This window comes from Desulfocicer vacuolatum DSM 3385, from assembly GCF_900176365.1.
In the GTDB taxonomy this organism is placed as follows: Bacteria; Desulfobacterota; Desulfobacteria; order Desulfobacterales; family Desulfobacteraceae; genus Desulfocicer; species Desulfocicer vacuolatum.
On the sequence record NZ_FWXY01000007.1, the window covers coordinates 186,216 to 207,333 of the forward strand.

The 21,118-nt window shown below is 44.8% G+C and carries 22 protein-coding genes and 1 tRNA gene; 18 read left to right on the forward strand and 5 right to left on the reverse strand.

What is annotated here, in order from left to right; translation table 11 throughout:
• The first annotated feature begins 159 nt into the window (after positions 1 to 159).
• From B9A32_RS08545 to B9A32_RS08575, 7 genes are all read left to right on the forward strand, one after another.
• Entirely contained in the window at positions 160 to 1,005 is an 846-nt protein-coding gene (locus B9A32_RS08545; protein ID WP_084068372.1) for a hypothetical protein, read from the forward strand.
• A 163-nt stretch (positions 1,006 to 1,168) separates the two neighbouring features.
• On the forward strand, positions 1,169 to 1,552 hold the full coding sequence (locus B9A32_RS08550) for a hypothetical protein (protein ID WP_084068373.1): 384 nt from the start codon (positions 1,169 to 1,171) through the stop codon (positions 1,550 to 1,552).
• A 196-nt stretch (positions 1,553 to 1,748) separates the two neighbouring features.
• Positions 1,749 to 2,939 carry a hypothetical protein gene (locus tag B9A32_RS08555; RefSeq protein WP_084068374.1) on the forward strand — a complete coding sequence of 397 codons (1,191 nt, stop codon included), beginning with the start codon at positions 1,749 to 1,751 and terminating at the stop codon, positions 2,937 to 2,939.
• Positions 2,940 to 3,127: 188 nt separating this feature from the next.
• A complete protein-coding gene (locus B9A32_RS08560) occupies positions 3,128 to 3,586 on the forward strand; it encodes a hypothetical protein (protein WP_084068375.1) in 459 nt (152 codons plus the stop codon).
• 7 nt (positions 3,587 to 3,593) lie between these two features.
• Complete coding sequence (locus B9A32_RS08565) at positions 3,594 to 5,093, forward strand: NAD(P)-binding protein (RefSeq protein WP_084068376.1); 1,500 nt, start codon at positions 3,594 to 3,596, stop codon at positions 5,091 to 5,093.
• A 58-nt stretch (positions 5,094 to 5,151) separates the two neighbouring features.
• Complete coding sequence (locus B9A32_RS08570) at positions 5,152 to 5,532, forward strand: DUF1353 domain-containing protein (protein WP_084068377.1); 381 nt, start codon at positions 5,152 to 5,154, stop codon at positions 5,530 to 5,532.
• A 136-nt stretch (positions 5,533 to 5,668) separates the two neighbouring features.
• On the forward strand, positions 5,669 to 6,082 hold the full coding sequence (locus B9A32_RS08575) for a DUF882 domain-containing protein (RefSeq protein ID WP_084068378.1): 414 nt from the start codon (positions 5,669 to 5,671) through the stop codon (positions 6,080 to 6,082).
• A 302-nt stretch (positions 6,083 to 6,384) separates the two neighbouring features.
• On the opposite strand, the gene B9A32_RS08580 is transcribed toward B9A32_RS08575, so the two are convergent.
• Positions 6,385 to 6,765 carry a hypothetical protein gene (locus B9A32_RS08580; RefSeq protein ID WP_084068379.1) on the reverse strand — a complete coding sequence of 127 codons (381 nt, stop codon included), beginning with the start codon at positions 6,763 to 6,765 and terminating at the stop codon, positions 6,385 to 6,387.
• 199 nt (positions 6,766 to 6,964) lie between these two features.
• Positions 6,965 to 7,040: transfer RNA gene (locus B9A32_RS08585), tRNA-Lys, on the reverse strand.
• 412 nt (positions 7,041 to 7,452) lie between these two features.
• Here B9A32_RS08585 and hemL point away from each other — a divergent pair.
• The 4 genes from hemL (at position 7,453) to B9A32_RS08605 (ending at position 10,977) form a co-directional block, all read left to right on the forward strand.
• Complete coding sequence (hemL, locus tag B9A32_RS08590) at positions 7,453 to 8,739, forward strand: glutamate-1-semialdehyde 2,1-aminomutase (RefSeq protein WP_084068380.1); 1,287 nt, start codon at positions 7,453 to 7,455, stop codon at positions 8,737 to 8,739.
• Between the two features lies 1 nt (position 8,740).
• Positions 8,741 to 10,177 (forward strand): UDP-N-acetylmuramate:L-alanyl-gamma-D-glutamyl-meso-diaminopimelate ligase, encoded by a 1,437-nt coding sequence (gene mpl / locus B9A32_RS08595; RefSeq protein ID WP_084068381.1) that lies wholly within the window; start codon positions 8,741 to 8,743, stop codon positions 10,175 to 10,177.
• Positions 10,178 to 10,180: 3 nt separating this feature from the next.
• Entirely contained in the window at positions 10,181 to 10,369 is a 189-nt protein-coding gene (locus tag B9A32_RS08600; protein WP_084068382.1) for a hypothetical protein, read from the forward strand.
• 173 nt (positions 10,370 to 10,542) lie between these two features.
• Entirely contained in the window at positions 10,543 to 10,977 is a 435-nt protein-coding gene (locus B9A32_RS08605; protein ID WP_084068383.1) for a bacteriohemerythrin, read from the forward strand.
• A gap of 52 nt (positions 10,978 to 11,029) precedes the next feature.
• On the opposite strand, the gene B9A32_RS08610 is transcribed toward B9A32_RS08605, so the two are convergent.
• Positions 11,030 to 11,893, reverse strand: a complete 864-nt coding sequence (locus tag B9A32_RS08610) for a MurR/RpiR family transcriptional regulator (protein WP_232367092.1) — start codon at positions 11,891 to 11,893, stop codon at positions 11,030 to 11,032.
• Positions 11,894 to 12,429: 536 nt separating this feature from the next.
• Between B9A32_RS08610 and B9A32_RS08615 the strand changes: the two genes are divergently transcribed.
• From B9A32_RS08615 to B9A32_RS08630, 4 genes are read left to right on the forward strand one after another with little or no spacing between them, the layout of a single operon-like run.
• Positions 12,430 to 13,653: an FAD-dependent oxidoreductase gene (locus tag B9A32_RS08615; protein ID WP_084068385.1), complete on the forward strand. Its 1,224-nt coding sequence runs from the start codon at positions 12,430 to 12,432 to the stop codon at positions 13,651 to 13,653.
• A gap of 25 nt (positions 13,654 to 13,678) precedes the next feature.
• A complete protein-coding gene (locus B9A32_RS08620; RefSeq protein ID WP_084068386.1) occupies positions 13,679 to 13,939 on the forward strand; it encodes a sarcosine oxidase subunit delta in 261 nt (86 codons plus the stop codon).
• Positions 13,936 to 16,857: a 2Fe-2S iron-sulfur cluster-binding protein gene (locus B9A32_RS22320; RefSeq protein WP_084068387.1), complete on the forward strand. Its 2,922-nt coding sequence runs from the start codon at positions 13,936 to 13,938 to the stop codon at positions 16,855 to 16,857. Before B9A32_RS08620 ends, B9A32_RS22320 begins: the two co-directional genes overlap by 4 nt.
• A gap of 10 nt (positions 16,858 to 16,867) precedes the next feature.
• Positions 16,868 to 17,500, forward strand: coding sequence for a sarcosine oxidase subunit gamma SoxG (locus B9A32_RS08630; protein ID WP_084068388.1), 633 nt, complete (start codon positions 16,868 to 16,870; stop codon positions 17,498 to 17,500).
• A 100-nt stretch (positions 17,501 to 17,600) separates the two neighbouring features.
• On the opposite strand, the gene B9A32_RS08635 is transcribed toward B9A32_RS08630, so the two are convergent.
• A complete protein-coding gene (locus B9A32_RS08635) occupies positions 17,601 to 18,149 on the reverse strand; it encodes a TrmH family RNA methyltransferase (RefSeq protein ID WP_084068389.1) in 549 nt (182 codons plus the stop codon).
• A 586-nt stretch (positions 18,150 to 18,735) separates the two neighbouring features.
• Between B9A32_RS08635 and B9A32_RS08645 the strand changes: the two genes are divergently transcribed.
• Genes B9A32_RS08645 through B9A32_RS08655 form a run of 3 tightly spaced genes read left to right on the forward strand, consistent with a single transcriptional unit; the run spans position 18,736 to position 19,569 of the window.
• Positions 18,736 to 18,984 carry a hypothetical protein gene (locus tag B9A32_RS08645; protein ID WP_084068391.1) on the forward strand — a complete coding sequence of 83 codons (249 nt, stop codon included), beginning with the start codon at positions 18,736 to 18,738 and terminating at the stop codon, positions 18,982 to 18,984.
• Complete coding sequence (locus tag B9A32_RS08650) at positions 18,965 to 19,315, forward strand: type II toxin-antitoxin system PemK/MazF family toxin (protein WP_232367093.1); 351 nt, start codon at positions 18,965 to 18,967, stop codon at positions 19,313 to 19,315. The genes B9A32_RS08645 and B9A32_RS08650 overlap by 20 nt, the downstream gene beginning before the upstream one ends.
• Before the next feature lie 23 nt (positions 19,316 to 19,338).
• A complete protein-coding gene (locus B9A32_RS08655) occupies positions 19,339 to 19,569 on the forward strand; it encodes a trimethylamine methyltransferase family protein (RefSeq protein WP_084068392.1) in 231 nt (76 codons plus the stop codon).
• 186 nt (positions 19,570 to 19,755) lie between these two features.
• On the opposite strand, the gene B9A32_RS08660 is transcribed toward B9A32_RS08655, so the two are convergent.
• Positions 19,756 to 21,009 carry a thiolase family protein gene (locus B9A32_RS08660; RefSeq protein ID WP_084068393.1) on the reverse strand — a complete coding sequence of 418 codons (1,254 nt, stop codon included), beginning with the start codon at positions 21,007 to 21,009 and terminating at the stop codon, positions 19,756 to 19,758.
• Positions 21,010 to 21,118: the final 109 nt, after the last annotated feature.

Genomic DNA, 21,118 nt, shown 5'->3' on the forward strand with positions numbered 1-21,118 from the left:
GAATTATTGGGGCCATTAGTCGTGATGGCTTTTTGGATTACTTTTCTGATTGGATGTGGGATGAAATTTTTGAACTTTTCACGCATGAATAGTTGTGAAATAGAAAATAGATTTCCCCGGCGTACCAAGGATTCATCAATTAATCAATAAGGAGACAACATGAAAAATTTACCAAACGGCATTGACTTTGACGGTGAAATTTATTGGTCAACCTGCCCCGAATGTGGAAGAAAACAAGGAGACATGGGCAATAATATGAAATGTTGGGAATGCGGTTACACCCCCATGCCCCATAAACCACGAATTGCTGTGATTTATCCCTACAGTGCAAAAAAATCCAAGTGGCAGGAGATAAACTATTCAATCGGTTCCATAAAAAAGAATTTCATGGAACCCCACAAGATATTTATCATGGGTGAGGACAACCCGGAAATAGCGGACACCCAATACATTTACCACTATGACAACCCAACTTTTACCACCGAACAAAATAACGGCGGGAAATTGGAAAAATGCGTGGCCACCTTTGACAAATTTATCTGGATGAATGATGATTTTTACCTTCTTAAACCCACAGATGCCACCCGGATAATGACCAATCCCCCCCTTAGAAACATGGCTGATTATAAATCACGCGGTACAAACAGGTGGCACAAATTATTGTGGAATACCTTTGATATGCTTAAAGAGGCAGGCATTGACCCAATTTTTAATTTTGCCACCCATACCCCCCAATTCTACATTTCCGAAAATTTAACGGCAGCTGCAAAACAATTTCCCATCTTTGAAGGCAAGGTATTGGTTGAAACCGTCTATTTTAATCTGTTCCGGCCCTGGCCACTCATGACGTCACAGGAAAAGGCAGGATTTTACACACCAAAGCAAAGTCAAAATCAAGAGCAGTTAAAGGAAAAATTCATGACATGCCGGTATCTCAACCATGATGACAGAGGATTGACCCCAAATCTTAAAGATATGATTATTGAGCATTTTGGAAGTATGTGAACGTTTATTTGAGTTTTTTATAAAATTATATATAAATTATTTATGATAATCTCAAAAAAAGACTTGATTTTTACGTAAAACATAAATATAGTTTTAGAAAAGCTTAGGTAATACACAAAGCTGGTCACCCATCAAATTTTCATAATGCACAAGGAGAAACATCATGCCCTTACTAACACTTGATTTTGAGGCAAAAACGAAAACCGAGGCAATGCTTTTGGAAGAAGGCGCAAAAGATGAAAAATGGCCACTGGTTTGTGATGGTCGAATCAAGGCTGCCGATGCCGACCCCATTGGCCCGGCGGTGTACAAAGGCACACCCGATTCCAAGGATGGCCCCGTAACCCGTGCTCTTTTCCTTTTTTCCGATACCGATGATGCAGTGGTCTGTGTTGTTGACAATGCCGATGAAATGGATTTGACCTTGACCATTGCCAATTTTCTGGATTCTTATGGAGCAAGTACCAGTGCAATGAAAGCCAAACGTCCGGTCATTGACGCCGGATCCGGTTCCGGCTCCGGTTCGGGCTCCGGTGGTGGTGAATAAATCCATCTTTTCCCCCTTTGCAAGTCATAAATTTTAAATCCTCCATGCAGGTAACGGCAAATCATAAAATTTGCGACTTGCAAAGCCCGTAACAAGATCAGATTTTAAACAACCCCACCCAATCCCCTTTATCCGGTTCGTTTTCCTCCTCCAGAATGAACCGGATAAAAAACACCCCACCCCAGGAGTTTTACCCATGTCACTGCATAACGCCACACCTTTATATATTGCATTGCTTGAACGTGGTCTGGTTAAGGCCAAATATCAGCAGACAATCAATAAATTATGGACACATCAGGAAGCATGGAGCCTTATTGGCGGTATCAGCCAATGGATTTCAAAAAATGCTGATTTTGCCTTTATTATCCATCACCATGAAACCTTGCCCTTTGTGGAAACTATTGTAAATCCCACCGCCGAAACCTTAAATCAAATCAATGTTAGCGCAAACAACCTGATTCTCGGCATTAAAACAGAAATTGAATTAAACAGACCCCAAAACGTTGACCCTAAACAAATTATTAACTGGACACCGCCTGAAGCAAAGATATTAACTCCGGGAAAAATAATCAAAGATAGATGGTACCTTGAAGATCTGACTCAATATATCCCGGAAAAAACCAAACAATTTTACAAATTTATCCTTGATTTTACCACCCATTGTCAAGTTATCACCCATGCCGACGTTGATCACATCAGTTTTCTCCATGAAAGCACCATAGACGGTATTGTTATTGCCGGTGGAACCCCTTCCAACGATGATCACCAGACATCTTTTGATTTAACTTTATCGCCCGGAACTTATTTTCTTGAACTTTTTGCATGGGGATTTCCGGGCAGTTTTAACTTAATCTTACAAGATAATTATGTAGATGAGGTGGAACGGCCCTACATGTACGATGACAACGGTTTTGATGCCTTTGGTAATATGAGTGCTCCACAACAAATTGACCTGGCTGACCCGGCAATTTGTACCATTACGGCAGATTGTGTGGGTTGTGCCTTTGGCACCGAAATCCTGACAAATTCCTATATTCAAAGAAACGTGGACGGACAAACGGAGATAATTAATAGTTTCAGTGAAATCATGATTGAGTTCCCGACACCCAGACGTATCAGGCAAATTAAAATGGCTGGCCTTGAATCCATTGGAGATAGAATTCAGGCAGGTACCATCTTTTTACAGGGAAAAAATGAAATATCGGAACCATGGTCTGACATAACGGTTTTAAACGATTATATACCCCCCGTGGGCTATGGTGGCAATTGGCTATTAAACCAAACCATTCCATACGATGAAACCATGGAATTTTTGTTTTACAGAATCTTTCTGGGAGAACAGGGGCAAAGATGGGATGGGGTAACGGAAATTGAACTGTATGATTAAACATACTGCATATTAACTGTAAATATTCGGGCAGCACCCCATATTCGCTCATTTTGGCCTGCTCACATAGCAATAGTATGCTACGCAGTCCCAAATAAACGAATATGGGGCACTGGCCAAACATTTACATTACCAACCCGAATATTTACTATTAACTTTTCCTAAAACAACAAGGAACCAGTTAAAAAATGAAACCGGAAATTACCTCAGGAAGAATTTTAATACAGGCATGGGGGGTATTGCTTTCCATGATTCTTGCCAATTTTTTTTCAAAAAAATGTTCTTTGGTGGAAATCTCCCATTACCTGACCTTGATCAACATATTGATTTACCTGGCCACCGCCGTTTATGGTTTGATTTCCTTTGTCCTGGCATCAAATAACAAATTACCCGGCATCTGTGCGGCCATTCCCATTATTGCCATTGTTATCATGATAAGCATGGCTTCCATGGAAATCATCTGGTTTTTAAAGGATCACAACGAAAAATTGATAAAATGGTGGGATATTATCCAGGAGATGTTAAACGCCATGTTTGCCGTCTATATCATGACCACCATGTATATTATCAATAATTTTGAGCAACTTAACGAAAAATTTACAATTTCTCAAATAAAGCGACTTCACAGAAAATCTGAAAAGGAATAAATGCCAAATGAAATCAAAAAAAATTTGTGTGGTGGGTGGCGGTCTGGGGGGGATGGTGGCGGCTTACACGCTCATGGAAAAAGGACATGATGTCACCGTTTTTGAAAGGGGACGAAAAATCGGGTTTACCAATGGCAAGCCGATAAATCCCCCACAATTTGATGGTGGAATCGGTGGTAAATGTTTTTCTCCTGCAATCAATGGACAAGTTTATGAAATGGGAGCTTGTTCCTGTGCACCCGGTTTTTCCACCATTATCAGCCTGGCAAGAAAGACAAACGCAAGGTTTTTAAAGCGCATGCCATTTAAGGTGGTGGATATCGGTGGAAAACGCAGAACATTTAAACAATGCTATTGGCCCAAGGGGGCCACCACAGAAATCTTTCGGGAAATCATGATCTATCTTTTTCATGTACGTAAGTTTGCCAAAACCTGTGATAAAAAAACCGGATATGGAAATATTCCGGAATGCTGGCGGGTCTCTTTCAAGGATTTTTGCTACGAACATCGGTTAATCCATATTCCCGGATGGCTGGAATTGCCCGTGGTTTCCTTTGGGTATGGTGATCTGGGGGAAATTGAAACATGGTTTGTATTTACTTACATCACCGCTGCCAATTTACTTGGTATTGCCTTTATGTTGGTTCTGGGGGGGATTGCCCCTGTGAAAAAATTGGAAAAAGGGTACCAAGACCTTGTCAGCCGACTGGCAGCGGAAATAAAGGTCAAAACTCAACATGAAGTGGTGGGCATTGACCGGAAGCAGAAAATTAAGGTCACCGTTCGCCAAGTTCACCAACGAAACGACGAACCGGATAATATTAATACCGGGAATACTGTAAAAATTATCAGATTTGATAATTTTGGTGAAATAGATACCAGCAATAGTAACCAAGGAAATGTTGACAACAAAAAAGATCAAAGCAAGGTGATTGAATATGAATTTGACGCCTTGGTTCTTTCCGTACCTTTACCACAACTTCAGGGCGTTCTTGATTTCAATGAAACTGAACAAAAACTTGCCCGGCAAATTTATTTTAACCCCTACACCATTGTGGCCTGTGAGATTAAGGGTGTGGATAATGAATGTCTTCTTATGCGTCATTTGGTTCATGATCCCGGCCACCTGGCATTAATTGAGGAAACCGTGACCGGTACCGCCGGGTTTTGTGTGTGCTACATTCCGGAAAAAGACAAGGATCGCTCCAATGATGAAATTATTTCCGGCCTGGATCAAGATTTAAAGGAAATCAATGCCACCCTTATAAAGGTACACACCATCAAAAAATGGGATTATTTTCCCAGGTTTAAAAATGCGGACCTTTATCAGGTGTTACAGCAGCTCCAGGGAAACCAAAACACCTGGTATGTGGGAGCCACCGCAAAGTTTGAACTTTCTGAACCCGTGGCGGCCCATGCCCGGGGGCTTATGGATAAAGCTTTTGATGGAATCTTGAAAAAGGAGTTTTTTGCTTATTTAAGAAATATTTGGCATTTTTACGGGTGAAAATAGCAAATTGATGTATTAAAATTTTATATTTCAGCAATTAAGGAAGATAAAAACTATGAAATGTTTTTTTTATAAAAAACTCCATAACCATGAATACAAATTACCCCGGGATTATTCTATTTTAATTTCCATCCGCCCAAAGACCAATATCAAAACATTACACATTCTTTTGGACACAAAAGGACAGTTAAAAATAAAAAAAGGGTTTATTTGGGATGGTCCATCAGCTCCGGCCATTGATACCGTTGATTTCATGAGGGGTTCCCTTGTCCATGATGCACTTTACAAGCTGATAAGGGATGGCCATTTAAAAAAGACAGCCCGGAAAAAAGCAGATCGCATTTTACAACGCATCTGCCTTGAAGATGGTATGCCAAAAATAAGGGCTTTCCTGGTTTATTATGGTCTCCGGCTTTTTGGTGGGTTTGCTGTGTAAAAGGTGACTTTGGTGTTGCTAAGCATCCGGGGCAGGCTGTAGCCTGACTTTCATGACCATCAATGGAATCCTTTGTCGTTTGAATTGCCGTGTTTGCTGTTTGAATTGCCGGTTTACCGTTTGATAAGGTGTAAAAATGAAAACTGAAAATAATTTGAGATATTTTAAAAAAAGTGAGTTTGTGAAAGCTCCGGACAAACTCCATCCCGACATCATGCCGTCAATGGATGAATTACGTCATCTGGCATGCGTTCCCATACATATTCATGTGGCCTGGAATACCGACGGCCATTCCAAAAACTCTTATCATTATAAGGGGATGGCGGTGGATTTTCATTTTAAACAGGGCATGCTTTCACCGGTGGAACAATTTGCCTGTATCCGGTCATTGCCTATATTTCATGGTATTGGATTTTATCCATGGTGGAATTCGCCCGGCTGGCATCTGGATATCAGGCAAGATCAGGATTTATTGTGCTGGATCAGTCATGGCCCGGAAATATATTGTTATGGCGTGGAGGCCTTGATTCGTTATTTGCTTGAGCATTGAAACATTTAACCAAAGATCCGGACACGATGCTAAGCAAAGTCCCACCGGCCCCCGGGCAACCTTTTTCCCCAGGTGAATCTTTACCCGGAGTTCCACCGGCCCCCGGGCAATCCCTACACCGGTACCGCCGGGTTGATTTTTGTTAACGGAACCACCGGCCCACAGGCAATCTTTTCCTTTGGCAATCTTTTTTCCAAAAAGTGTCTCAAATGAGGGGGGGGGAGTGTCTCAAAATCCACCTTAAAACTTTTTTAAAAGTAATTTTCTGAAGCCCCCCAAAGCATCCATGGTGAAAAATAGGGTTAACCTGTTGAAATAACTACACTCTGTCGGGGGGCTTCAGGGGGTGCATGTAACAAAGCGAGTACACCTAATTTAAATTTTTTTTCAATATATCCAGTTAAAATAATAACTTGGCTGGGTGTAATCGCTTTGATACCAATAGCGCTCTTTGTTTCATTGGGTGTACTCGCTTTGATACATGCACCCTTTTTTATTTCACAAAGCTTTTCGTATTTCTTTTTATTTAAGGTAGTTACAAGATAAATGCTTTGGGGGGCTTGGGGGGCTTCAGAAAAATTACTGTTTGAAAAAAACCGGGGGTGAAATTCTCCCCTGTAGGAAAGGTTGACCGGTGATAAAAAACCATAAATAACCAAGGTGGCCAAATCTGAAAAAAACATGGCTGAAAAAAATATGCCTGAAAAAAAGAGCAGCTTGCACAAGAACAAAAATATGCCTGAAAAAAAAATGCTTTTTTATTTTAACTGGATCATAAAACCGGGTTTTGAATAGTGTAGTGATTCAACAATTTAACTACATTCTTGCTACAATACTAAAAAAGGCCTTCAGCCAAAAAGCTGAAGACCCTTGATTTTTAAGTGGTGGGCCGTGAAGGGATCGAACCTTCGACCTACTGATTAAGAGTCAGTTGCTCTACCAATTGAGCTAACGGCCCCCTCAAAAACAAAGCGAACTTACCAGCTATTAAAAACGATGTCAAATCTTTTTTTTAATATTTCCCCGAAGAATAAAATATTGACCTGACTCCATGGCTTTGTTAATTTTAATGGTTTGTGGTATTTTTTTATCTCAACTTTCGGGCTTCATTTCAAAGCTGGCATTTTTAAATGTACCGATGGGCTCAGTGTGCCGACGGGGTCAGGCTTTTGTTATTGATGTTATCGACCAAGGCCTTTGCCAACGAAAAAAGCCTCGATAATGTCAATAACGAAAGCCTGACCCCACCACGAAATGCGAACACCGAAAGTTGAGTTTTTATGTTTTTAACGCAGTCTCTTAACATGTGAGAGCATTGATTTATACGTGTTTGAATATATAGACTATTATTTTGATGGGGAGTTTAAAAAATGGAAAACAAAAAGTCCAGAGCGTTGTTTGATAGTGCTGTCGAATATATTCCAGGTGGTGTGAATTCGCCGGTGCGGGCCTGTGGGTCTGTGGGGGGTGATCCCCTTTTTATTGAAAAGGCCGATGGATCTAAGATCTATGATGCAGACGGTAACGGTTACATTGATTATGTGGGATCATGGGGTCCCATGATTCTTGGGCACCGCCATCCTGCTGTCATTGATGCTCTGAAAGATGTGCTGGAAAGCGGCACCAGTTTTGGGGCTCCCACAAGTCTTGAAACAGACCTTGCAAAAATGGTGACTGAAACCGTTCCATCCGTTGAAATGATTCGTATGGTCAATTCCGGCACCGAGGCCACCATGAGTGCTCTGCGCCTGGCCCGGGGATATACCGGAAGGGATGTGATCATTAAATTTGACGGCTGCTACCATGGACATGCCGATACCCTTCTGGTGGCCGCAGGGTCAGGTGTTGCAACCTTGAATATACCCGGAAGCCCCGGTGTCCCTGCCTCTGTGGTGGAAAATACCTTGTCTGTTCAATTCAATGATATTGATGCCGTAACGGCCATCATGGAAAAAATGGGAAATAAAGTGGCAGCCGTCATTGTGGAACCCATTGCCGGAAACATGGGAATGATTCCCCCGGTGCCCGGATTCCATGAAACCCTTAGAGAACTCTGCACCACCCATGGTGCCCTGTTGATCTTTGATGAGGTGATGACAGGTTTCAGGGTTGCCAGGGGATCTGCCCAGGAAATTTTCGGGATTACCCCGGATTTAACCTGTTTTGGTAAAATCATTGGCGGTGGATTGCCGGTGGGGGCCTATGGCGGTAAAAAAGAGATCATGTCCCACATTGCTCCCCTGGGCCCCGTTTACCAGGCCGGTACCCTGTCTGGAAATCCCCTTGCCATGGCAGCTGGTATTGCCACTTTAAAGGCATTGCAAGTCCCGGGATACTATGAAGCCCTGGATCAAAAGACAGAAAAGCTGGTCACCGGCCTTAATAATGCGGCTGCTGATGCCGGTATTGATTTTTGTGCCGGACACATGGGCTCCATGGGTGGATTCTTTTTTACAAAAGGTCCTATTCATAATTTTGATGAGGCAAAAGCAAGTGATCTGGATCGTTTTTCCGCCTTTTATAAAGGTATGCGTGACAAAGGCGTTTATCTGGCTCCTTCTCAGTTTGAGGCCTTTTTTGTCTCTTCGGCCCACACCGATGAAGAGATAGAGTTCACCGTTTCTGCGGCAGCAGATATCATGAAGGGTCTTGCCTGATATGGATTTTCCAGGAAATCGCATCCCTGATCATGTAAAAATAATTCATATGATTGCTGCCTGTGGCACGGGCATGGGAGCCCTTGCCTGTATGCTCCAGGATCTTGGGTATCAGGTCACCGGCTCCGATCACCAGGTGTATCCGCCCATGAGCGATTTCCTGGCAGAAAAGGGGGTCACCCTTTCAGCCGGGTTTTCCCCCTCCCATCTTGAGCCTGCTCCGGACCTTGTGATCATTGGTAATGCCGTCACCCGTGACAATGTGGAAGCCCGTCATGTGATGGCACATCAAATTCCTTACTGTTCCATGCCCCAGGCCCTGAACCATTTTGTTGCCAGGGATAAAAAGATCATTCTTGTGACAGGAACCCATGGTAAAACCACCACCTCTGCCATTGTTGCGCATCTTTTGCAGGAGGCAGGTCTTGATCCCACCTTTATGATTGGCGGGATCTTGAAAAATTTTAACAGTAACTATCGCCTGGGTAATGGCGCATATATTGTCATTGAGGGGGATGAATACGACACAGCCTTTTTTGATAAAGGTCCAAAGTTTCTTCACTATCCCCCCCACATCACCATTATGAACGGTATTGAGTTTGATCATGCCGATATTTTCAGGGATATTGATCATATCAAGGACGTTTTTAAATCCCTTGTAAATATTATCCCTTCCCAGGGCATTGTTCTTGCCAATGGAATGGATTTAAATCTTATGGATGTGCTCAAAAATGCCAACTGTGCCATTGAATGTTTTGGTGAGGGTGATTATCATTGGTCTTTTGCCCATCATGCAGCTTCACATGGTGCATCCGTGGGGAAGAATCAGACAGATATTCACATAAGAAGACAAGGTGGGGGAGAGCTTGATGTACACTCCCCGCTCATGGGCAGGCACAATGCCATGAACACTATTGCGGCTGTGGCAGCGTTGATGCATCTGGGGGTTCCCGGCAGCATCGTGGCGTCAAGTATGGCAACATTCAAGGGGGTCAAAAGAAGGCAGGAGATCAGGGGGATTAAGCAGGGAATCACAGTGATGGATGACTTTGCCCATCATCCCACAGCGGTGAAGGAAACCATTGCAGCGTTAAAGCCTTTTTATGATAATGGGAATGTCATTGCTGTTTTTGAGCCCCGAACAAACTCCAGTATGCGTGATATCTTTCAAAGGGATTATGCCCTTGCATTTGACCATGCCGATCTGATCTGTATCAGGGAGCCGTCCCGGCTTGATAAAGTTCCGGAAAATGAGCGTTTGTCAACAAAAAAGCTGGTCAATGATATCCGGGAGCGTGGCAAAGATGCTTTTTATTTTAAAGATACGGAATCCATCTTGTTGTTCTTAACGGACCGGTCCAGGGAAGGGGATTTGGTGTTGATCATGTCCAATGGCGGGTTTGACAACATTCATCAACGATTCCTGGAACTGCTTTAGATTATGAAAAAAAATGCATTGATCCGTGTTGCTTTCATTGGAGCGCTTCACTCCTTTCTTTATCTCTGGTTTGTTCCCTTTGTGATATATCCCAGATTTGGGGACAACGGATTTAAAATGACCGTTGCTGTTGCTGTTCTTATCTCCATTGCCCTTTTGGTGACACTTTTTATGGGTAAATCTAAAAAATAGAAATATTTTTATATGAAACACTCAGCAAATCCGGGGAGTATTTCAAGTTTTGTTGTGGGCGAAACCAGATCAGCATACGGTCCGCCCGTAGCGGTTATATTTTAAAACCTGAAGCCGTGAAGGCGTTTTTCAGGTGGAAAACGTTTTGATATTATCAGAGCAGGAGAGTTTTTATGGAAAAAATTGAAAAGATTGAATGGGATGAGCAGTTAAGTGTTGATATTCCAGAGATTGATGATTTACAGAAAAAAATGTTTGCCCTGCTCAACGTGCTCATTGATCTGAAAGATGATCAGGCCAATGCCAAGGACAGCTCCATCAATGTGGCAGAGCTCACCGAGTATGGAAAATATTATTTTTCCAAGGAGGAGGAGTACTTAAGGAAAGCAGGTTATCCGGAAACAGATGATCATGCCAGGGAGCATCGCAAATTTATTAAAACAACAGTGAGTCTGCGCCGCCAGGTGGCTGAGGATAAGGCCAATTTAAGTTATGGTGTTATCAAGGATTTGCGCGATTGGCTCATTGTTCATATCAGTACCCAGGATCATAAATATGTTCCTTTTTTGAGAACTTTTGCCTATGTCAATGAATGCAGGGCCAGGTAATTTGTGTCACAGGCTTGGCTCCACATGAGCCAAGCCTGTTTGTTTTGCACTGTTAAGCCTGGAGGTTAAACAAAATATCATTTTCCAGGTACACCTGCTCCAGTTTCTTTTGATGTTCTTCCAGGGCTTCGCCTTGACGGCTGGCAATTTCCTGAACAATATATTTAAGGGTGCACATCATGTTAGACGTGTTGCCGATATAGGCAATGGAATTAATGGGTACCTGCAGGAAGTGCTGGGCAAATTGAAGTATGGGGCACATGTTGTTGTCAGTGATCAGCAAAAGGGTGTGCCCTTCCCTTCGTATGAATCTTGCCAGTTTGATAAGCTCATTGGGGTATCTTGTGGTGGCAATCATGATCACAAGACTTTTTTCCGGGGCATTGGCAAGAAGATCTATGCTGGTTGTGTCACTGCCCTTAATGGTGTAAACCCCTTTTCGAATGCGGCTCAAAGACCAGCCTAAAAAATAAGAAAAGGTGTATGAAAGCCTTGATCCTGTCACAAATACCGTTGAGTTTTCAGAAATGGTATTCACCACCCCTTCCAGTTTTTTGATATCAATGGTTTCATACAGATGTTGAAGGTTGCTCAATTCATCCAGAACCACATTGTTCAACCGGTTCATTCCCGGTTTGTTGATTCCCTGGAGATCCCCCCGTTCCAGAAGACTTAATCCTGTATCCAGAAATCCCTTTAAATTTTGTTGAAAGTCACTGTAGCCTTTGTACCCACAGCTATCAATGAATCGAATCACCGTGGCTTCGCTGGTTTTGCAAGCGTCTGCAAGCTCTTTTATGGTCATAAAAACGGCTTTAGTGGGGTGCTGGGTGATGTAATTCCCAATAATTTGCCCTTTAGGGGTCAAAGAATCAAGCTTGTTTAAAATGGTTGTGATAACAGTATTTGAAGTCATATTACTCATCTTTCAGAAACGTTCGGTAAAAATGATAAAATTCATGTCATTTGTTGAAGTATGATAAAATTTTGAAATTCGTTTTACCCAGACAGTCCCATTGTGGGTAAATACGAAATGACGTAATTTTGGAATCGGTATTCATGATTTTTAAAATTCATTGCTCTGGTCATTTGATTTTGAAACATCTCTTTGTTTTATGTAAAACTCATTTTTTTTGAATATCAACTGTTATTTTGTTAAAAAAGTGTGTTGATAATATGGGAAATGTAAACTTTCAAAGGTTGCCTGCATCTTTAAATCAGTGGTGTTGACTCGTTGTGTATTGCCTGCAATCGGTTAAATGCCACCTGGTGTCCGTTTAAAGTTGCATGCCATAAATAGTCGGAAATAAGCATTTTGTCAACATATTGACCTGGGAATGAAATAAATTTACTCATTTATAAAAAAATAATTTGACATGTTAAGGTTCATCCGTTATATGAAATACAGTCAGTATTTGAATAACATCACAGTACAAAACTGAGAGAATGCTTATGTTCAGTAAACAGAAACCCATGTGGGGTGAAAAGACCCAACTTAAGTCAAGTTATGATGCAGTAATCATCGGTGGCGGACTTCACGGGCTGGCAACGGCTTATTATCTGGCCAAGGAACACGGTATCACCGATGTTGCCATCATTGAAAAAAACTACATCGGCTTTGGTGGCGCAGGTAGAAACACCGCCATCGTTCGTGCCAACCAGCGAACCCAGTACAATGTCCCCTTGTACAATGAGGCCCTTAAGTTGTGGCCCATTCTCACCAAGGAACTGGACTACAATCTGATGTTCAACAACTGCGGCAACCTGAACCTCATGCACAGTGAAGCGGCCATGAAAGCAGCCCGCATGACCATTGCCACAGCCCAGTTCCACGGCGTAGAAAGTCATCTCATTGATGCCAAAGAGGCCAAAGAACTGGTGCCTGCCTTGAACATTTCAGAAGATATCACCTTTCCCATCCATGGTGCCATGTTCCATCCCCCGGGAGGAATTGTACGCCATGATGCAGTGGTTTGGGGTCTTGCCAGGGGTGCTAATAAATATGGTGTTGAGATTCACCAGCAGACCGAAGCCACCGGTATCAAAACCCAGAACGGTAAAGTCACCGCAGTGGAAACCAGCCGGGGCACCATAAACACCAAGCAGGTACTTATCTCTGCCGGTGGTTATTCTGCAGCTCTTATTTACGGTATGCTGGGTATTAAGCTCCCCATCAGCGTGTTGACCATCCAGGCCATGGTCACCCAGCCTTTGAAACCTCTGTTGAACCATGTTGTCTCCTCCGGTGCTTACCACTGTTATGCCAACCAGACCTTAAAAGGTGAAGTGGCCACCGGTGCCCATATGGATCAATGGCCCAATTACACCACCCAGAACACAGCCCATTATATTAAGCACCAGGCCGAAGCCCTTTCTGAGTTTCTCCCCTGTCTCCGGGGCGTAAAATTCATGAGAATCTGGGGTGGCCTTGCAGACATGACACCGGATATGGCCCCCATCATGGACGGAAATGATCATGTTGAAGGCTTTTACATGGATTGTGGCTGGGGATATTTCGGATTTAAATCCTGCTCTGCCGTTGGTAAATACATGGCTCAGTTCATGGCGGAAAAAGAGTGTCCGGAAATATTGAAGCCCTTTAACTACAGGCGATACGAAAAGCACCAGCTCATGGGTGAAACCGCCGCACTGGTTAACTATACACCTGATAACTAATCGGTGGGATTTAAGGAGATAAAAAATGGCTTTAACAATTACATGCCCCATATGCGGTAAAAGAAACGGATATGAGTTCAGGTATGGTGGGGAAGACAAAGGGCCAAGACCCGAAGAGGCAGGCCTCACCCCCGAAGCCTGGTGTGACTATGTACATATGAACAAATGTGTTGCAGGCGTTCAAAAAGAGTGGTGGTTTCACAAGGATGGCTGCGGTTCGTGGTTTACCATCCATCGCGATACAACAACCAACCTTGAAGTAAAAGGTCCGGAGGCTGACAAATGATGACCCGATTTAATCAGCTGCCAACGCTGAAAATTGATCCAACGAAAAAAGTAATATTCAATTACAAGGGAAAGACTTATTCCGGTGTGGAAGGCGATACCATTGCCAGTGCTCTCTATGCCAACGGTGTTCGTATCTATGCCAGAAGTCTTAAGTACCATCGCCCAAGGGGCCTTTACAGCCTGGATGGTGAGTGCAGTAACACCATGATGGAAGTGGATGGCATTCCCAATGTACGCACGGAAAACACCCTGCTGAAACAGGGTATGACCGTGAAAGAGCAGAACGTCAAAGGCTCTGCTGAAAAAGATATGTTGGGTTTTCTGGATAAACTGGACTGGGCCATGCCCGCCGGTTTCTACTATAAGATGATGCACAAGCCTGCCCGGATCTGGCCCATTGCCATGAAACAGATTCGCAAGACTGCAGGTCTTGGTGAAATCAGTCCCGATTTTGAAATGCCCGGCAAATTTGACGAGATTTTTCCCCGCACCGACGTTGTGGTGATCGGTGGCGGTCCTGCCGGTATGACAGCAGCCCTTGCTGCTGCTGAAAAAGGACTTCGGGTTATCATCATGGAATCCCGCCCCTGGTTGGGTGGCTTTTTTGATTATCGTACTGCTGAGTACAAAGATGGTGTTGCTCTTTACCAGCGGGGACAGGATCTGGCCCAGCAGGTGGAAGCCAACGAAAACATTCGGGTACTCAAGCACACCGCCATGGTGGGTGCTTACAGTAATTGTCTGGTCACCGGTTTCCAGACCGGCACAGACAAGGATGCCTTTAACGAACGATATGTGGAAATCAGAGCCAACAGCGTCATCGTGGCCACCGGCTGTATTGAACGTCCTTTGATTTTTGACAACAATGAGCGTCCCGGTGTCATGCAGGTGGGGTGTGCTCTTCGCATGGCCCGCAATTACGGGATACTGCCCGGTGAAAACGGTATTTTCAGTGTGGGCCATGATCTGGGCCTTGAAGCTGCCATTGATCTGTTTGACATGGGCATGAAAATCGGTTGTGTGGCTGATGTTCGTGAGGATGGGCAAGACCCCGAACTGGTACTGGCCCTGGCCAAACGAAATATCCTTCTTCTCAAGGGTTGGGTGGCCACCGAGGCCCATGGTAAAAAACAGGTTAACAAAGTGAGCATGAGTTCCATTGACGGCATGATCACCCGGGATTTTGATTGTGATGTTCTGGTGGCTTCTGCAGGTCTCACTCCAGTTACCGGCCCCTTGACCATGGCCCAGATTAAACTGAGACACGATGATTTCACAGGTTTTTTTGTGGCCGATGAAATGCCGGAAAATACTTTTTCCGCCGGTCGTATTCTGGGTATCAACAATGCTCTTTCCATTGAATGCTCCGGTACCCTTGCCGGTATCAAGGCTGCCAAAGCCTGCGGTGCCTGTGATGCTGCTGAAGTGGAAGCTGCCGAAGCTGCCATGAAAGCCCTTCCCGGGCCCGTGCGCGGTTCTAAACTGGTAACAGCGCCGGTTAAAGGTAGAAAAAGTTTTATCTGCTTTGACGAAGATACCACCATTAAGAGTGTCAAACAAACCATTGACAGTGGATTTGATGTGCCAGAGCTTGTGAAACGATACTCTTCTGCCGGTCTTGGACCCGGCCAGAGTGGTATCCCCGGACACAACCTGCCCCTTTATGTGGCTAAATACCAGGCATTGGCCGGTGTTCCTGTGAAACCCACCACCGTGCGTGCTCCCATTGTGCCAACCTTTATTGCCACCTATGCCGGTACCAACCACACCATGCACAAAAGAACTCCCATCCACAATCTCCAGGTTGCTGACAAGGGAATTTTAAGAAAAATCGGCGTGTGGGAACGGGTTCGGTATTTCAGCGAGGATTATTCCTGCAAAAAAGAGATTGAAAATGTCCGCAATAACGTTGGTATGCTGGACGGCTCCACATTGGGTAAATTTCGCCTCCATGGACCCGATGCACTGAAAGCACTCCAGCGGATCTATGTCAGTGACATGTCCAAACTTAAACCCGGTCGGGTGAAATATTCTGCCATGTGTAATGATGACGGCTGTGTCATTGATGACGGTGTTGTGGTCATGCTGGGTGAAAATGATTATTACATCACCACCTCCACCGGCCGTGCAGGCCAGACCGTGGAGTGGTTCAGATACCACACCCGTTATGACGGTTGGGATTTCAGCATGGTGAATATCACCGATTCCATGGGTGTTATCAATCTTTCCGGCCCCAATGCCCGGAAGGTGTTTGAAAAAATCACCGATGAAGATGTTTCCAACGAAGCTTTTCCCTACTCCGGTTTTAAAGAGATGCTATTTAAGGATGTTATCCCTGCCAAGGTCATGCGATTAGGCTTTGTGGGTGAACTTTCCTATGAGTTCCATGTGGCCTCCTCTTACATGACATCTCTGTGGCAATTGCTCAAAGAGGCGGGTGCGGAATTTGGTATCCAGAACTTTGGCGTGGAAGCCCAGAATGTTCTTCGTATGGAAAAATGCCACATCATACTGGGGCAGGAATCTGAACAACGAACCAATCTTCTGGATGTGGGGCTTGGATTTTTGTGGGATCGTAAAAAAGCCGATGCCAAAACCGTTGGTGCCGTGGCCCTGCGCCAGGCAGAAAATGATCCCAGTCGCTTTAAGCTTGTGGGCTTTAAGATGGAAAACAACGGACGTGCTCCCAGGGACGGCGCCCTTGTGGTGGACAGCAAAGTTCGGGGTTATATTGCAACGGCCCGGGACAGCTTCTCATTGAACGAAGCCGTTGGTATGGCCCTGGTGGAATCAGAACTTGCCAAGGTGGGTACCAGGCTTGAGATCTATGAAGATGAGTGCGGCGATGAGCGTATCTATGGCAAGGTGGTTCCCATGCCATTTTATGATCCTGACGGAACAAGAATGAAGAGTTGAGGTAAAAACAATGGTAGATATTAAAAGAGTTTCACCGGTTTCCTTTGGTAAATCGCCCAAGCGCACGGAAGTCCGGGACAACTGGACCATCGCCATGGAATATGATTCAGAAGGGCAGGGCCTGTCCATTGTGGACTTAAGCCACGTCACCCGTCTGGATGTCCAGACCGGTGATCTGTCAGGGGTTACCCCCTTTGGCGTTGCCATTCCTGAAGTGCCGGGACAATCCGTGCTTAAAGACGGTATTTTGATCAACCGCATGAACGGTATCCAGGCCTCTGTATTCCAGCTGCCCGGAAACGGTGCTGATCTTCCCACAGACGTCTTTGTCACAGAAACCACAGAGAACACCCTGTGCGTGGCCATCATGGGTAAGGATGTTTTCTCCTTTATGGAAAAAGTGAGCAACCTGGATTTTATGGATCCCAAGATGACAGCTCCGTTTCTTTTTCAGGGACCCTGCTGTCATGTTCCCTGCCAGATCATCACCCTTTCCAAGGATGGTGACAAGGCCGGCCTTATCCTGACCTGCTCCCGGGGTTATGGAAAGGATATGATTCACTCCCTTTTGGATGCCGGAGTTGAATTTAACATGAAACCCGCAGGTGAAGAGAAATTTTCTGCATGGGTGGCATCTTTGTAAAAATGATTTAAAATGATATCCATGATCACAGTGATGTGGTCATGGATTAAAGATAGAATGTGAAAAGCCTGGTTCAATTCCGGATCAGGCTTTTTGCATTTTAACCATGTTGTTTTACATACTCGTACATCACAATGGATGCGGCAATGCTCACATTAAGGCTTTGCACTTTTCCAAACTGAGGAATGGCCACCCGCATGACATTATTATATTTATCCGGGTCAAAGCTGATACCGAATTCTTCATGGCCCATGACAAATGCACTTTTCCGGGGAAGGTCAGTGGTAAAAAGGGAGGTGCCTTTGTCCGGCTCCAGGATCACCAGGGTATGATCTGTTTGGACAAGGGTTTCATAACAGTCGTCAAAATCATCGTAAAATTTTGCCGGAACATTTTTAAATCCCCCCATCCCCGGGGCCGGATCAAAATGATCAATGCCCACCAGATCCACCCGCTGGACCCCAAAGGCATCGGCACTGCGGAAAATCTTGCCCACATTGTAGGATGGTTTGAGATGGTCCAGCACAATGATCATCTCATGAATGCCCGGTTTTGCCAGCACATTTCTCTGCTTCTGACGCCGGAAACGCCGCTGGGCATTTTGTACTTCTCTTTTCATCATTTGTCTTACTTTGTGTGCGCCGCTCATGGGGGTTTTCCTTTTATTTCAAAATCACCTGTGAGGTGCTATTAATTTAATTGCAAAAATCGGGCTTGATCATAAGCTGGGTCACTATACATGAGATAATATTTTATTAGCTATAAGGGGTTGTAATTACAAGTATTAATTTTTACCGTCAAAATTTTATCACAAAATGGCCGACGTTATGACCAAGCCCCAAAAATCTATCCGGCGTGGAATTATTCAAGGCCGTTAAATTTTATGAAGTAATCCAGATTGCCGGAAAGAGATCGTTTTTTAGCATATTTCTCACGGGGATGCAATTTCAGGGAAGAACGGTTTGAGCGGAATTCACATATTGATACAGGATATAAATTATGTCTTATGATCATTCCATTGTCGCGCCCGGCAAGACCGGTGAAACGGTTTTGTCACAGTCGAGTGAACCCCTGACCCCTCCCCATGACGGGGACTTTTTGCCCGCAGGCGACGCAACCATAACCAGAAGTGTAAAGGCAAAGGGCTGTGCAGGTGCGCAAGGTTCTGGCGGAAAACTTGACTCTGCTCTTTTATGTGCGTATAGTGTGTGTGTATAAAAATTCAGGAGGGTATTATGAACACTGAAAAAGTCAGACTCAATATTACATTGCCGGTTGCGCTGGTCCGAGAACTCACAGAAATGACAGAGCCCCGAAAAAGAAGTCAGTTTATAGCCGATTCGGTGGCCTTTCGGATCAAGCAGCTTAAGGATGAGAAACGGGATGCGCTTCTGGCTGAAGGGTATCAGGCAGAAAAAGAAGAAGCGATCAAAATAACAAAAGAATTTGAGGGGTTAGATATCCATGGATGGGATGACTATTAAACGGGGGGATATTTTTATTGCAGCCCTTGACCCTGTTGTTGGCCATGAAATCTCTAAAACAAGGCCTGTTATTATTGTATCCAATGACATCGGGAATATCTATTCCAGTACTGTGACGGTTTTGCCGATCACATCCAAAAATCTTGAAAAAATTTATCCCTTTGAGCTATTTTTGCCTCGGGACATCACTGGGTTGAGCAAAGACTCAAAAGGGAAGGCTGATCAGATTCGCACCCTTGATAAAGCCCGATTGCTCAAACGGGTGGGGGGGCTTGATCGAGAATTGATTAAAAAGGCAGATAAGGCTATCAGGATTCATCTGAATATTTAAATTATCTTCACCACAGCGCTGGCATGCTGGAATCCATGCTCACCGTTGCCCTGGAGCAATATGTTATTGATGATGAAATCATCGGTAATTGCTGTAAGGTGTTAAAGGGAATTGAGGTGGATGATGAACATCTTGCCATGGATGTCATTAAAGCGGTGGTTTTTCTGGGAACTACATGGTCGCCCCCATACCATGAAACACATGCAAACGGAATACTACCAGAGCAATGGGGTTTCCGACAAAAAAAGTCGTAATAAATGGGAAGACAGTGGCAGCATGAATACAATATTTTATTATAACTGCCACGGGCAGATTTTATTCTGATCCCAGCCTCATCAACAGAGCTCCGAGGGAGAATGGGACCGGGACATTTGGTCGTCTACGGTCCCGGTCCGGGCCCATTGCCCGTCGGGGGCGGCCTATTCATGGTAAACCTTTTATCAGGAGCGCTCAAGGATCGTGACGCCGCAGGCAAACTCCTCCACTGAAATCACGCCGCCACCATTTTCAATCAAACCGTATTGTGCATCTTTGACCTGTCTTTTTTCCGCTTCTCCCCGCAGCTGGGTGATAATTTCGTATATCATGGAAATACCGGTGGCACCGATGGGGTGACCTTTGGAAACCAGTCCGCCGGAGGTGTTGATGGGAATTTTTCCATCCAGCATGGTGGCACCGGATTCGATGAATTTACCGCCTTCACCAATGGGACAAAATCCCATCATTTCTGCCTGGTAGATTTCGCAAAAGGAGGTTGCATCGTGCACCTCTGCCACATTGATATCCTGGGGGCTCAATCCGGAAAGTTTATAGGATTTCTCAGCTGCCCAGCGGGTAAGGCTGGGTTCGGAAATGGGGCGGTGTTTGCCGCCGGAAAGGGTAGATGCCCGCACTTTGACGGCTCGTTTCTGCACATGGAGTGGTTGGGTTTTTAAAAATTTCTCAGAACAGAGGATGGCTGCGGCAGCACCGTCTCCAATGGGTGCACACATGCTTCTGGTAACAGGATAGCTTACCTCATAATCGTCCAGTACCTTTTCCACGGGTACCTCAAATCGATATTGTGCATTGGGATTCAATGAGCCGTTGTAATGGTTTTTGGAGGCACCAACAGCGATCTGCCGCTGGGTGGTTCCCCATTTCCACATGTGCCAGCATGCCTGCATGGCATAGGTATCCATGAAGATGGAACGGTTGGGGCCAAACTGAAAAGTCTGGCCGCACTCGTCGGCCACGGCCTGGTATTCAGATATGAGGCGGCCTCTATCTTCCCTGTCAATGCCGTGTTCAAAGGCCGTCATCACTTTGCCCATGTCTTCGTGGTAAAATTTATCCATGCCCACTGCAATGGAAACATCGTGGAGGCCGCTTAAGATATCTTTCCATGCCAGATGAACCGCCATGGAGCCAGATGCGCAGCCCCCTTCCACATTTACAATGGGAACCCTTTCTGGAAAAAGCCCCTCATCCACCATGGGGGCAAACATGCAGTGGCCCCGCACCAGATCCTGATCCCAGATGATGCCCATGCCGCAATTGGAAAAATAGGCACTTTCAATGGAGCCGGCATCGGTGAACTCCGCGTCCTTTAATGCGCCCACAAGGGCGTCCCGGGTAAGGTCTTTTCCGGATTTGTCCGGCCATTTTTGAAATGGGGTGCTGAAGGAGCCAATGATATATACGGTGTCAATCATAATATTTATCCTTTACTCAACTTTCGGGCTTCATTTCAAAGCCGGCATTTTTAAATGTACCGATGGGCTCAGTGTGCCGACGGGGTCAGGCTTTTGTTATTGATGTTAT

What these genes read in the sequence shown, in the direction of transcription:
- B9A32_RS08620 (WP_084068386.1), top strand. Translation starts at nt 13,679, where the DNA reads ATGGCTTTAACAATTACATGCCCCATATGCGGTAAAAGAAACGGATAT.
- B9A32_RS08610 (WP_232367092.1), bottom strand. Translation starts at nt 11,893, where the DNA reads ATGACTTCAAATACTGTTATCACAACCATTTTAAACAAGCTTGATTCT.
- B9A32_RS08635 (WP_084068389.1), bottom strand. Translation starts at nt 18,149, where the DNA reads ATGAGCGGCGCACACAAAGTAAGACAAATGATGAAAAGAGAAGTACAA.
- B9A32_RS08645 (WP_084068391.1), top strand. Translation starts at nt 18,736, where the DNA reads ATGAACACTGAAAAAGTCAGACTCAATATTACATTGCCGGTTGCGCTG.
- B9A32_RS08655 (WP_084068392.1), top strand. Translation starts at nt 19,339, where the DNA reads ATGCTGGAATCCATGCTCACCGTTGCCCTGGAGCAATATGTTATTGAT.
- B9A32_RS08575 (WP_084068378.1), top strand. Translation starts at nt 5,669, where the DNA reads ATGAAAACTGAAAATAATTTGAGATATTTTAAAAAAAGTGAGTTTGTG.
- hemL (WP_084068380.1), top strand. Translation starts at nt 7,453, where the DNA reads ATGGAAAACAAAAAGTCCAGAGCGTTGTTTGATAGTGCTGTCGAATAT.
- B9A32_RS08570 (WP_084068377.1), top strand. Translation starts at nt 5,152, where the DNA reads ATGAAATGTTTTTTTTATAAAAAACTCCATAACCATGAATACAAATTA.
- B9A32_RS08545 (WP_084068372.1), top strand. Translation starts at nt 160, where the DNA reads ATGAAAAATTTACCAAACGGCATTGACTTTGACGGTGAAATTTATTGG.
- B9A32_RS08560 (WP_084068375.1), top strand. Translation starts at nt 3,128, where the DNA reads ATGAAACCGGAAATTACCTCAGGAAGAATTTTAATACAGGCATGGGGG.
- B9A32_RS08580 (WP_084068379.1), bottom strand. Translation starts at nt 6,765, where the DNA reads ATGTTTTTTTCAGATTTGGCCACCTTGGTTATTTATGGTTTTTTATCA.
- B9A32_RS08555 (WP_084068374.1), top strand. Translation starts at nt 1,749, where the DNA reads ATGTCACTGCATAACGCCACACCTTTATATATTGCATTGCTTGAACGT.
- mpl (WP_084068381.1), top strand. Translation starts at nt 8,741, where the DNA reads ATGGATTTTCCAGGAAATCGCATCCCTGATCATGTAAAAATAATTCAT.
- B9A32_RS08600 (WP_084068382.1), top strand. Translation starts at nt 10,181, where the DNA reads ATGAAAAAAAATGCATTGATCCGTGTTGCTTTCATTGGAGCGCTTCAC.
- B9A32_RS08650 (WP_232367093.1), top strand. Translation starts at nt 18,965, where the DNA reads ATGGATGGGATGACTATTAAACGGGGGGATATTTTTATTGCAGCCCTT.
- B9A32_RS08565 (WP_084068376.1), top strand. Translation starts at nt 3,594, where the DNA reads ATGAAATCAAAAAAAATTTGTGTGGTGGGTGGCGGTCTGGGGGGGATG.
- B9A32_RS08630 (WP_084068388.1), top strand. Translation starts at nt 16,868, where the DNA reads ATGGTAGATATTAAAAGAGTTTCACCGGTTTCCTTTGGTAAATCGCCC.
- B9A32_RS08550 (WP_084068373.1), top strand. Translation starts at nt 1,169, where the DNA reads ATGCCCTTACTAACACTTGATTTTGAGGCAAAAACGAAAACCGAGGCA.
- B9A32_RS22320 (WP_084068387.1), top strand. Translation starts at nt 13,936, where the DNA reads ATGATGACCCGATTTAATCAGCTGCCAACGCTGAAAATTGATCCAACG.
- B9A32_RS08660 (WP_084068393.1), bottom strand. Translation starts at nt 21,009, where the DNA reads ATGATTGACACCGTATATATCATTGGCTCCTTCAGCACCCCATTTCAA.
- B9A32_RS08605 (WP_084068383.1), top strand. Translation starts at nt 10,543, where the DNA reads ATGGAAAAAATTGAAAAGATTGAATGGGATGAGCAGTTAAGTGTTGAT.
- B9A32_RS08615 (WP_084068385.1), top strand. Translation starts at nt 12,430, where the DNA reads ATGTTCAGTAAACAGAAACCCATGTGGGGTGAAAAGACCCAACTTAAG.